The organism is Deinococcus radiophilus (assembly GCF_020889625.1).
In the GTDB taxonomy this organism is placed as follows: domain Bacteria; phylum Deinococcota; class Deinococci; order Deinococcales; family Deinococcaceae; genus Deinococcus; species Deinococcus radiophilus.
This window is the reverse complement of record NZ_CP086380.1, coordinates 1,561,278-1,571,957: the sequence shown is the minus strand read 5'-3', so window position 1 is coordinate 1,571,957 and position 10,680 is coordinate 1,561,278. Positions and strand designations below refer to the sequence as shown.

12 protein-coding genes are annotated in these 10,680 nt (G+C 62.9%); all 12 read left to right on the top strand.

The window, feature by feature from the left end; all coding sequences use genetic code 11:
- Positions 1-17: 17 nt before the first annotated feature.
- The 12 genes from LMT64_RS08015 (at position 18) to LMT64_RS07960 (ending at position 10,674) form a co-directional block, all read left to right on the top strand.
- Positions 18-434: a hypothetical protein gene (locus LMT64_RS08015; RefSeq protein WP_126351159.1), complete on the top strand. Its 417-nt coding sequence runs from the start codon at positions 18-20 to the stop codon at positions 432-434.
- A 5-nt stretch (positions 435-439) separates the two neighbouring features.
- Positions 440-1,123: an aminoacyl-tRNA hydrolase gene (gene pth / locus LMT64_RS08010; RefSeq protein WP_126351160.1), complete on the top strand. Its 684-nt coding sequence runs from the start codon at positions 440-442 to the stop codon at positions 1,121-1,123.
- A gap of 52 nt (positions 1,124-1,175) precedes the next feature.
- Positions 1,176-1,748 carry a DUF4126 domain-containing protein gene (locus LMT64_RS08005; protein WP_126351161.1) on the top strand — a complete coding sequence of 191 codons (573 nt, stop codon included), beginning with the start codon at positions 1,176-1,178 and terminating at the stop codon, positions 1,746-1,748.
- A 283-nt stretch (positions 1,749-2,031) separates the two neighbouring features.
- Positions 2,032-2,349 carry a V-type ATPase subunit subunit G family protein gene (locus LMT64_RS08000; protein ID WP_126351162.1) on the top strand — a complete coding sequence of 106 codons (318 nt, stop codon included), beginning with the start codon at positions 2,032-2,034 and terminating at the stop codon, positions 2,347-2,349.
- Complete coding sequence (locus LMT64_RS07995; RefSeq protein ID WP_407647836.1) at positions 2,346-4,400, top strand: V-type ATP synthase subunit I; 2,055 nt, start codon at positions 2,346-2,348, stop codon at positions 4,398-4,400. Before LMT64_RS08000 ends, LMT64_RS07995 begins: the two co-directional genes overlap by 4 nt.
- A 29-nt stretch (positions 4,401-4,429) precedes the next feature.
- Entirely contained in the window at positions 4,430-4,723 is a 294-nt protein-coding gene (locus LMT64_RS07990) for a V-type ATP synthase subunit K (protein WP_126351163.1), read from the top strand.
- Between the two features lies 1 nt (position 4,724).
- Positions 4,725-5,285 (top strand): V-type ATP synthase subunit E, encoded by a 561-nt coding sequence (locus LMT64_RS07985; protein ID WP_126351164.1) that lies wholly within the window; start codon positions 4,725-4,727, stop codon positions 5,283-5,285.
- A 10-nt stretch (positions 5,286-5,295) separates the two neighbouring features.
- Entirely contained in the window at positions 5,296-6,279 is a 984-nt protein-coding gene (locus LMT64_RS07980; RefSeq protein ID WP_126351165.1) for a V-type ATPase subunit, read from the top strand.
- A complete protein-coding gene (locus tag LMT64_RS07975; RefSeq protein ID WP_126351166.1) occupies positions 6,276-6,626 on the top strand; it encodes a V-type ATP synthase subunit F in 351 nt (116 codons plus the stop codon). The genes LMT64_RS07980 and LMT64_RS07975 overlap by 4 nt, the downstream gene beginning before the upstream one ends.
- Positions 6,627-6,714: 88 nt before the next feature.
- Positions 6,715-8,505 (top strand): V-type ATP synthase subunit A, encoded by a 1,791-nt coding sequence (locus LMT64_RS07970; protein WP_229253143.1) that lies wholly within the window; start codon positions 6,715-6,717, stop codon positions 8,503-8,505.
- Positions 8,502-9,905, top strand: a complete 1,404-nt coding sequence (locus tag LMT64_RS07965; protein ID WP_126351168.1) for a V-type ATP synthase subunit B — start codon at positions 8,502-8,504, stop codon at positions 9,903-9,905. The genes LMT64_RS07970 and LMT64_RS07965 overlap by 4 nt, the downstream gene beginning before the upstream one ends.
- A gap of 91 nt (positions 9,906-9,996) precedes the next feature.
- On the top strand, positions 9,997-10,674 hold the full coding sequence (locus LMT64_RS07960; protein ID WP_126351169.1) for a V-type ATP synthase subunit D: 678 nt from the start codon (positions 9,997-9,999) through the stop codon (positions 10,672-10,674).
- Positions 10,675-10,680 lie beyond the last annotated feature (6 nt).

The window sequence follows — 10,680 nt, the reverse complement described above, 5'->3', positions numbered from 1 at the left end:
CCTGCTACCCTGAACCTATGTCAGACGACGCCACCATTCGCCGCAAGCTCCGGGCTTTGGCTACCGCACTTCGGCATTTTCACTCCGCGCTGCTCGATAAGGCCAAGGAAGACTATGAATTCCTGAACGGCCCCGTGAACAGTCCCTACGAACTGTTCAACTTGGTTACGGGCCACCATGGCTTTCAGTGGCTTCGTCCACTGTCGGGGCTGATGGCTACACTGGACGAGGTGCTGGATACCAAGGACCTGAAGCTGTCAGAGCAGCAGGTGCGCGATGTGCAGCAGGCCCTGGAAGTGCTGTTCTCGCAGACCGAGCCGAGCTTTGCTGAGTTCCGCAAAGGGTACGACGCGGCCAAGGCCCGGCCCGACGTACAAAAAGCCGACGCCCGCTGGCGCGAGGTCCGCGATTCACTGGGCAGCCTGAGCGCCTAAGCCGGATGAAACTGATCGCGGCACTGGGGAATCCAGGCGAGAAATACGCGCAGACCCGGCACAACGTGGGCTGGCTGGTGGCCGATGAGCTGGTACGCCGTGCTGGGGCTGGCTGGCGCAAACAGCCGGAGGCTGAAACCTGTGAGCTGCGGTTGGGTCAAGCGGTAGGGCAACCGGGTGAAAAAGTGTTGCTGGTCAAACCGCTGACCTATATGAACGCATCGGGACGGGCCGTGGTCCCACTGCTGACCTATTACCGCCTGGACGCCACCGACCTGCTGGTGGTGCAAGATGACCTAGACAGTCCCTTCGGGCTGATGAAGCTGAAGCTGGGTGGGCGGCATGGTGGACAGAACGGTGTGCGCGACATTATTCGGTTGCTGGGCACGCAGGATTTTGCTCGCCTGAAACTGGGAATCTCGCGGCCGCCCGCTGGGCGCGATCCCGCTGACTGGGTGCTCAGCAAGTGGGCCGAAGAGGAGCGTACTCCCTTAGGACAGCTGGTGGGGCTGGGTGCGGACGCTGCGGGTGTCTGGGCCACCCAGGGGCTAGAAGCCGCCCAGGGCCGCTACAACAGCACCGATCTGCGGCCCCGCCCCCCTGCCCCGCCAGTGACAGGGCCAAATGAGGGTGTCACTGTCTCAATGGACAGCGACGTGGAAGAGCGGGGGAACGTCCAGATAAAGTGATGCTCAAGGCCAGAAGTGGGAACTGCCCTCAACCCTGCGGCGTAATGGGGGCGTGGAACTGTTTTCTGGCTTCCTATCGGCGCTGGGCCTCTCCGGTGCAGCGGGGCTGAATGCCTACATCCCGCTGTTTCTGGTCGGCGTGCTGGCCAATCTGGGGCTGGTTTCGCTGGATCAGCCGTTTGACCTGTTGGGTAGCACCTGGACGCTCCTGGTGATTTTCCTGGTGGGCCTGGCAGACTTTATCGGAGACAAGATTCCCGGTGTGGATCATGTGCTGCACCTGGTAACGGGTTGGATCGGGGCCGCTGCGGGTGCGGTGTTGTTCGCGTCACAAGCTGGCGTGGCGGATGTGTCCCCGGCGCTGGCTGGCGTATTGGGATTGATCGTGGCAGGCGGCGTGCAGGCGGGCCGTGCGGCCGTGCGCCCTGCCGCCACCACGTTGACCGCTGGGGTTGGCAATCCTGCCGTGAGCACCGCCGAGGACGCCCTGAGTCTGGGCCTAAGCGTATTGGCGTTGACCATCCCAGCGCTGGCTGCTCTGGGCCTGGTCGGGCTGCTGTGGTGGGGATGGCGGATGTTCACCCGCTGGCGGGCCTGGCGCCGCAGTGCTGCGCCGATGGTCTAAGAAACGCGTCTTAACTCACTGTTTCCCTCCGGGTGACAGGCAAAACGCTTGTTCCCGCACGGTGCCGGGACTGATGCCCCTGCGAGCGGGTCTGTGGGGGTATGTTAAGCTGTCCTCAGTCTGACGCAATCTGAATATCAGGGGTCGGGCAACCAATCGAAGGCTGTGCAGCCGACACCCCAAGACCCCACTTGATGGGGCCTTCAATCTGAATGGAGCCAAATTATGCAGTGCTGGGCGCCGGACGGGGGGTGCCTCGGCTGACAAGGAAAGGAGGAGGGATTTGGACGTCTCAAGTCGAATCTTGAGTGAACTGGCCGAGCGCGAAGCGGCGCTGGACGCGCAGATTGAAGCTGCTCGCAGTGATGCCCGCCGTGAAGTTGAAGCGGCGCAGGCTGAAGCCGACCGTATCCTCCGTGAAGCTCAGGAGCGCATGAAGGCCATGCAGGCCGAGCATGATCAGCGCCTGACCGCCGAAACGGTGCGTATCCGTGAGGAGGCCAGGGGCAAGGCAACTGAGGGCACGGAGCGTGCGCGTGGCCAGATGGCTGGCCGCATTTCGCAGGCCGCCGAGCATGTGCTCAAGGCGGTGTTGCCGTGATCAGCCCCATGCAGCAAGTGGTGATCGCCATGCGCCGTCGCGAAAGCGAGGCGGTGATCACGGCGCTGCAAGAAGCAGGCGTCGTTCACCTGCGGCCTATTGAGGGAGGGCCTCTGCGCTCCGACTCGGCGCAGGAACAGACCAGTGAGGAGCTGAAAGAAGCCGAGCGTTTGCTGGCCCGTGTGGAAAGCACCATTGCCGAGTTGGGCGCCCGCCGTCCTGCCGATCTGGCGCAGGCCAGCGTGCCTCCCCGGGCCGAGTGGGCTGAGCGGATTGAAGCAGTCGCCGTACCTGTGGCTGAACTGGCACGTGAGCGGACCGAGGTTCAGGCTGATGTTGACGCGGCTTCGGCTTATGCCGAGCCGGTGTCTGCCTTGGCTGGCCTGGTCGGTTCACTGGACCGCAGCCGCCGGGTAGCGGTGATTCCTTTTGTACTGCACGCCGAAACCGATCTGGCACAGGTGCAAGCAGCGCTGAAGGAAGCTCTGCAGGACCGCTACGAGCTGGCTGTTCAGAACACCAACACGGGCCGCGTCGGTGCGGTGGCCACCCTGGTGGCCGAGCGTGATCTGGCCCGCAGTGCTCTGGGCCGTCTGCGTCTGGGCGAGTTGCGTGTTCCAGGCCGTTTCGAGGGGATGCCCCTGGAACAAGCTGGAGCCGAACTGGGCCAGATTCGCGGCGCCGGGCGTGATTACCTCCAGAAGCTGAACGCCCGCCGTTCGGCCCTGGCCGAGCAGCATGGCCATGAACTGTTCGCCATGCGTGACGGCCTCAAGGATCTGGTGGCGGTGCATGATGTCCGCACGGCCTCGGCGCGTGGGCGTTACTCGCTGGTGATGCAGGGCTATGTCCCGACCGACCGCATCTCCGCGCTGGACGCGGCCCTGAAGCCTTATGGCGACGCGGCCATGTACGAAGTCCACGACGTTGACGCTCACCATGACGCAGCCATTCCGGTGGAACTGCGGAACAGTGGGTATGTGCGCCCTTACCAGATGGTGATGGGCCTGATGAGCCCGCCCAAGTACGGTACCTTCGATCCGACCTGGGTGATGGCTTATCTGATGCCGTTCCTGTTCGGTCTGATTATCGGTGACGTGGGCTACGGCATCCTGTTCTTCCTGGTGGGCCTGTGGCTCAAGGGCAAGGCCGACCGGGGCGAAAGCTGGACGGTTCCCCTGATGGGCACCAAGCTGATGCCAAATGTTCTCAAAGACATCTGGAGCATCATCGCTACAATGTCTTTCTGGACGGTGCTGTGGGGCTTTCTCACCGGTGAGTTCTTCGGTACCTGGGGCGAGCACCTGGGCCTCTTTTATTTCAACGAAGACCTGATCAACCGCATGTGGGGTTGGACCGGCCTGGAATTCCACGCCCACCACGCCCTAAGTGGCCTGATTCCGATTACGTTCCCCCGTCTGGAAACCGAGTACTTCAGCCCGATCATGCTGATGATCGCCCTGCTGTTCGGCATCATTCAGGTGCCCTGGGGCTGGTTTATCCGCATCCGCGAAGGCCTCAAGCATGGTGACCAAACCCACGTCTGGGAAGGCATCGCCCTCTTTGGCGGCGTGATCGCCCTGATCTTGATGGCCTTTATCACCCGCGCCGCCAGCAACTTCGGTCTGATGTTCGACTGGGCCAATCCCCTGGTGTGGCTGATGTGGCTGGGCTTTGCGGCCTTCGTGGTCGGCTACCTGCGCGTGATCCGCGCCTTCCCGATGCTGCCGGTCGAGTTGATCTCACAGGGCGGCGCGGTGCTGAGCTACGCCCGTATCTTCGCAGTGGGCCTGGTGTCCGCCATCATGGCCAAGCTGGTCGCTGACCTGGGCTGGAACCTGTACGAGAGTATGGGCATTATCGGCGCCATTATCGGTCTGGCTCTGGCTGTTCTGCTGACTGTCCTGATCCTGGCGCTGACCTTGATCGGTCACATCCTGCAACCTATCCGTCTTCAGATGGTCGAATTCCTCAATCCGACTGGTTACAACGCTGAAACCAGCCCGGCCTACAACCCCCTTCGTCGCCTCAGCCCTGAGCAGGGCCGGTGAAATTACTTCATCTCACAGGAGAAACAATCATGACCAACTACAACAAGATCGCTACCGTTGCCGTTATCCTCGCTCTGGCTGGTGTTGCTGGCGCACAGGAAGCCACCACCGCCGCGGCCAACAACGAAGGTCTGGCGGCCATCGGTAAGGGCTTGGCGCTGGGTCTGGGTGCTATCGGCACCGGTATCGCGCAGGCCCGCATCGGTTCCAGCCTGGTGGGCGCTGTGGCCGAAGATCCCAGCAAGTTCGGTCAGCTGCTGCTGGTCTTCTTGCTGCCTGAAACCCTGGTCATTCTGGGCTTCGTGGGACTGTTCCTGATCTGATATGGCCCTGGATAAACTGCTTGAAAATGAAGCTCAGGCCGAGATCGAGCGCATCCGCGCCGATGCCCGTGCCGAAGCGGAGCGGATTCTGGCCGCTGCCCGCACCGAAGCCGAGGAGCTGCTGGGCAGCCGCAGCCGGGTGCTGGACAAGCAGTACCAGGCCGGTCTGACCCGCGCCCGCTCTTCTGCGGACCTGGACCTGAACGCCGCGCGCCTGAGCGCCTCCGAGGAAGGCATCGCACAGGTATATGGCCTGGTCGAGCAGCAACTTCGCGACATCGGTCAGCTGCCGGCTTACCGTGAGATCCTGGGACGACTGCTGAATGAAGCCCGTCAGGCGGTGCCTCAGGCGGACGTGGCAGAAGTCAATCCCAGCGACGTGGAGATGCTGCGCAGCATGGTGAGTGACCTGGAGGTGCGGGGTAACCCCAGCATTGAAGGTGGCGTACGCCTGCTGGCCCAGGGTGGCAAAAGTGGCATCACCAACACCTTGATGGGCCGCCTGCAGACCCTGCGCGGCAGCCTGACGCCCCAGATTCGTTCGCTGTTGACCGGCGAATAAGGAGGGGTGAATGCCTGACGATTACGCCTATATCAATACCCGCGTCAGGATGATGCGCAACGCCCTGTTGGACGGGCGTTCGCTGGAATCCGCCCTGGCCGCCAGCAGCTACCCGGAATTTCTGCGGGTGCTGAGCGAAACGGGCTTTGCCGCCAACCTACGTGAAACCACTGCCGAGGGAGCGGGTCTGCCCGAGCTGGACCGGGCGCTGAGCCGCAGTCTCTTCGCGACCACCCAGAAAGTGCTGGGCTTCGCTGATGGCAACGCCAAGCGGGAAATCGAAACCCTGCTGATGCGCTGGGATCTCGTGAACCTCAAGACAGTGGCACGCGGTGTGGTGGCCGGGCGCGGCGTGGATGCTATTCGCAGCAGCCTGATTCCCGGTGGCACCATCAAGCCCAGCTTGCTGGAGAGCGCCGCGGGCAGCAGTGATCTGGCTGGGGTGGCTTCGGCCATCTCGGTGAGCGCTCATCCGTTGGCCGCCGCCTTCCGTAAAGGTGTGGGGGCTTACCAAGCCAGCGGGAACCTGCTGAACCTGGAGGTCGCGCTGGATCAGGGGTACTACAACCATGTTCGCAAGGTTGCCCAAGACACCTCTTTGCGTACCTACGTGGGCCGCGAGATCGACATCACCAACGCGCTGATGGCCCGTCAGGCCCAGGCTGCTGGTGTGCCACTGGAACAGGACTTCTTTGTTCCCGGTGGCCGTCTGGACGCGGCGGGATACGCCCGGCTGTCGTCAGGTGACACCAGCGCGTCCCCGGATATCGCGGCCATCATGGACGCTCCGAGCCCGCAAGCTGCCGAAGTGGCCGCCCGCGCCGCGCTGGACCGGGCGGCCCGCTCTATCGGTGTCTCTGACCCGATGGGTGTGGGCATCATCCTGGACTTCCTGCGCCGCAAGGAAATTGAGGCCGCCAAGCTGCGCCTGATTGGGCGCGGCAAGTACTACGGCCTGCCCGAAGAGCAGATTCGCCAGGAGGTGGGTGCATGACCGCACCGAAAACGGGTCGCTCGCACCGCGTAGCGATTCTGGCCGACAGCGAAACGGCGACCGGCTACCGTCTGGCCGGAGCCGAAGTGATCGAAGCGACCCCAGAGACGGCCCAGGCCGCTCTGGAGCGCCTGATCACCGACGGACGTCATGGTCTGGTGGCGGTGGACGGTGGATTGATCGCCGATCCCATCGGCTCCACGGCCCGCCTGATGCGTGGCCGTGATCTGCCGATTCTGTTGCCGCTGCCCAGCCTCAGTGACGCTTTTAGCGAAGACACCGTGGACGCCAAGGCGTACATGGGCCGTCTGGTCCGCGAAACTGTCGGATTCGACATCAAACTGTAATGCCGGTGGCTGAGAGCAGAGCGCAGAAAGCCAAGACTGGCCAGAAGCAATCCGCTCTCATTCATCTGTATCTCTCAAGGAGAATTCAATGACCGAACAGAAAACTGGTGTCATTCAGAACATCGCCGGACCCGCCGTGATTGCGGGCGGCATGTATGGCGCCAAGATGTATGACATCGTGCGCGTCGGTAAAGAGCGCCTGGTGGGTGAAATCATCCGCCTGGACGGCGATACCGCCTTCGTACAGGTGTACGAAGACACCTCCGGCCTGACCGTGGGTGAGCCGGTGCAGACCACTGGACTGCCCCTGAGTGTGGAGCTGGGCCCGGGCATGCTGAACGGCATCTACGACGGCATTCAGCGTCCCCTGGATAAAATCCGCGAGCAGAGCGGTGACTTCATTGCCCGTGGTATTGAGGTCTCCAGCCTCAACCGCGAGCAGAAGTGGGCCTTTACCCCCAGCGTGCAGGCCGGCGACGAAGTGAGCGGCAGCGCCGTTTTGGGTACGGTTCCTGAGTTCAGCTTCACCCACAAGATCCTGACTCCGCCCGACAAGAGCGGACGTCTGGCTTGGGTGGCCGACGCTGGCGAGTACACCATCGACGAGACCATCGCCCGCCTGGAAGACGGCACCGAGCTGCGTCTGGCCCACTACTGGCCCGTACGTGCCCCCCGTCCTGTCGCCAAGAAGCTGGACCCCAGCCTGCCCTTCCTGACCGGCATGCGGATTCTGGATGTGCTGTTCCCCCTGGTGATGGGCGGAGCCGCCGCCATTCCCGGCCCGTTCGGCTCGGGCAAGACCGTGACTCAGCAGTCGGTGGCCAAATACGGCAATGCCGACATCGTGGTGTACGTGGGCTGCGGCGAGCGCGGCAACGAGATGACCGACGTGCTGGTGGAATTCCCCGAACTGGAAGACCCCAAGACCGGCGGACCGCTGATGCACCGCACCATCCTGATCGCCAACACCTCCAACATGCCAGTGGCCGCCCGTGAAGCCTCGGTGTACACCGGGATTACCCTGGCAGAGTACTTCCGCGACCAGGGCTACTCGGTGTCCTTGATGGCCGACAGTACCTCCCGCTGGGCCGAGGCGCTGCGTGAAATCAGCTCCCGCCTGGAAGAAATGCCCGCCGAAGAAGGCTACCCGCCCTACCTGGGCGCCAAGCTGGCCGCGTTTTACGAGCGCGCCGGAGCGGTCAAGACCCTGGCCGGCGAAGACGGTGCCGTCTCGGTGATCGGCGCCGTGTCGCCCGCTGGCGGTGACATGTCCGAGCCCGTGACCCAGGCCACCTTGCGTATTACCGGCGCCTTCTGGCGTCTGGACGCAGGTTTGGCCCGCCGCCGTCACCTTCCCGCCATCAACTGGAACGGTTCTTACTCGCTGTTCACCCCGATCCTGGAAGACTGGTACCGCAAGAACGTAGGCGAGGACTTCCCCGAACTGCGTCAGCGGATCGGCAACATCCTGCAGGAAGAAGCGTCCTTGCAGGAAGTGGTGCAGTTGGTCGGCCCCGACGCCCTGCAGGACAACGAGCGTCTGGTGATCGAAGCCGGCAAGATGCTGCGTCAGGACTTCCTGCAGCAGAACGGCTTTGACCCGGTGGACGCCAGCGCCTCCATGCCCAAGAACTACGGCCTGATGCGCATGATGCTGAAGTTCTATGACCAGGCCGAGGCCGCGCTGCAAGGCGGAGCCACCATTGATGAAATCATCGCCAGCCCGGTCATCGAAAAACTGAGCCGCGCCCGCTACGTGCCCGAAGGCGAGTTCGCCGCCTACACCGATTCGGTGCTGGGTGAGCTGGACACCACCTTCAAGGGCGGCCAGCCTGCGGTGCAGATGGGCAAGACCGGTAGCCAGGAGGTCACCGCATGACCCTGCTGAAAAAAGAGTACAACGACGTTTCCTACATCTCCGGACCGCTGCTGTTCGTGAACGCAGCTTCGGATTTGGCCTACGGCGCCATCGTGGACATCAAGGACGCGGGCGGTAACATCCGCGGCGGCCAGGTGATTCAGGTGAGCGAGAAGAACGCCGTGATTCAGGTGTTCGAAGAAACCCGTGGCCTGGACCTGGCGACTGCCAGCGTCAGCCTGGTGGAAGACGTGGCCCGTCTGGGCGTGAGCAAGGAAATGATCGGCCGCCGCTTTGACGGACTGGGCCGCCCGATGGACGGTCTGCCCGAAGTGGTCGCCGAGCAGCGCCTGGACATCAACGGTCAGGCCATGAACCCGGCCAGCCGCGCCAAGCCTGAGGAATTCATTCAGACCGGTATCAGCACCATTGACGTGAACACCTCGCTTATCCGTGGTCAGAAGCTGCCGATCTTCTCCGGCTCGGGCCTGCCGCACAACGAACTGGCTGCTCAGATTGCCCGTCAGGCCAAAGTGCCGGGCCACGAAGGCGACTTCGCCGTGGTCTTTGCCGCGATGGGCCTGACCCAGCGCGAAGTGAGCTTCTTTACTCAGGAGTTCGAGCGGACCGGCGCCCTGGCCCGCAGCGTGCTGTTCCTCAACCGCGCCGACGACCCCGCCGTGGAGCGTCTGCTGACCCCCCGCATGGCCCTGACCACCGCCGAGTACCTGGCCTTCGAGCACGGTTATCACGTGCTGGTCATCCTGACTGACATCACCAACTACTGCGAAGCGCTGCGTGAAATCGGTGGGGCACGTGAAGAGATTCCTGGCCGCCGTGGGTTCCCCGGCTACATGTACACCGACCTGGCGAACCTCTACGAGCGCGCTGGTGTGGTGGAAGGCAAGCCCGGTTCCGTGACCCAGATTCCGATTCTCTCGATGCCCGACGACGACATCACCCACCCGATCCCCGACCTGACCGGCTACATCACCGAAGGCCAGATCGTAGTGGACCGTGGCCTGAACTCCAAGGGCGTCTACCCCCCGATCAACCCGCTGCCCTCGCTCAGCCGACTGATGGGCAACGGCATCGGTAAAGGCAAGACCCGCGCTGACCACAAGAACGTGTCGGACCAACTGTTCGCGGCTTACGCCAACGGGCTGGACCTGCGTAAACTGGTGGCCATCACCGGTGAAGACGCGCTGACCGAAAACGACAAGCTGTTCCTGAAGTTCGCGGATGATTTCGAGACTTACTTCATCGGTCAGGGCGACCAGGACCGCAGCATTGACGACAGCCTGACGGTGGCCTGGGGCATCATGTCCAAGCTGCCTCAGAACCAGCTGACCCGTATCGGCAAAGGTGACATTGAGCAGTACTACGGCACCAAGATCGACGAAAGCTGGAAAGGCAACTAAACGTTGATGGATGGTGGTTGATCGTTGATGGTTTTTCCATCTCCCATCAACCCTCATCCATCAGCGTCACCGACGAAGGAGGTGACCATACATGGCCGAACAAATCAGCCCCACCCGCTCGGCGCTGCTGGCCTCCAAAGCCAGCCTCAAGACCGCCAGTGGCGGCGCCGACCTGCTCAAGCGCAAGCGTGACGCCCTGATTGCCGAGTTTTTCGCGCTGGTCAAGGACGCGTTGGCCGCCCGCGAGCAACTCAGCGGTGTGAGCAAAGGTGCGTACACCAGCTTGCTGGGAGCCAAAGCCTGGGACAGTCCCGAAGCCGTCGAAAGCCTCAGCCTGGGGTCCGCCGACGACTACCAGATCGACATGGTGATCGAGAACCTGTACGGCGTGAAAGTGCCGAACATGACCGTGCCGGAGCGTGGCCGCGCCGCGACCTTCAGCCCGATCAACGTGGGTGGCCGGACCATTCAGGCCGCCACCGACTTTAACGACGTGCTGGAAGGCATCGTGCGCGTCGCGTCCACCGAGACCAAGCTGCGCCGCATCGGTGAGGAGATCAAAAAGACCTCCCGCCGCGTAAACGCACTGGAACAGGTCGTGATTCCCGGTATTCAGGCCGATATCCGCTTTATTCGTGGCGTGCTGGACCAGCGCGAGCGTGAAGAAAGCTTCCGTCTGAAGAAGATCAAGGCGAAGCTGGAAGCCGAGGCCGAAGCTGAAGCTGCCGAGCTGGCTGCCCAGGGTGGCCACCGAGGCTCTGCCGCCTGAGCTTGC

What these genes read in the sequence shown, in the direction of transcription:
- LMT64_RS08015 (WP_126351159.1), top strand. Translation starts at nt 18, where the DNA reads ATGTCAGACGACGCCACCATTCGCCGCAAGCTCCGGGCTTTGGCTACC.
- pth (WP_126351160.1), top strand. Translation starts at nt 440, where the DNA reads ATGAAACTGATCGCGGCACTGGGGAATCCAGGCGAGAAATACGCGCAG.
- LMT64_RS07990 (WP_126351163.1), top strand. Translation starts at nt 4,430, where the DNA reads ATGACCAACTACAACAAGATCGCTACCGTTGCCGTTATCCTCGCTCTG.
- LMT64_RS07985 (WP_126351164.1), top strand. Translation starts at nt 4,725, where the DNA reads ATGGCCCTGGATAAACTGCTTGAAAATGAAGCTCAGGCCGAGATCGAG.
- LMT64_RS07980 (WP_126351165.1), top strand. Translation starts at nt 5,296, where the DNA reads ATGCCTGACGATTACGCCTATATCAATACCCGCGTCAGGATGATGCGC.
- LMT64_RS07975 (WP_126351166.1), top strand. Translation starts at nt 6,276, where the DNA reads ATGACCGCACCGAAAACGGGTCGCTCGCACCGCGTAGCGATTCTGGCC.
- LMT64_RS07970 (WP_229253143.1), top strand. Translation starts at nt 6,715, where the DNA reads ATGACCGAACAGAAAACTGGTGTCATTCAGAACATCGCCGGACCCGCC.
- LMT64_RS07965 (WP_126351168.1), top strand. Translation starts at nt 8,502, where the DNA reads ATGACCCTGCTGAAAAAAGAGTACAACGACGTTTCCTACATCTCCGGA.
- LMT64_RS07960 (WP_126351169.1), top strand. Translation starts at nt 9,997, where the DNA reads ATGGCCGAACAAATCAGCCCCACCCGCTCGGCGCTGCTGGCCTCCAAA.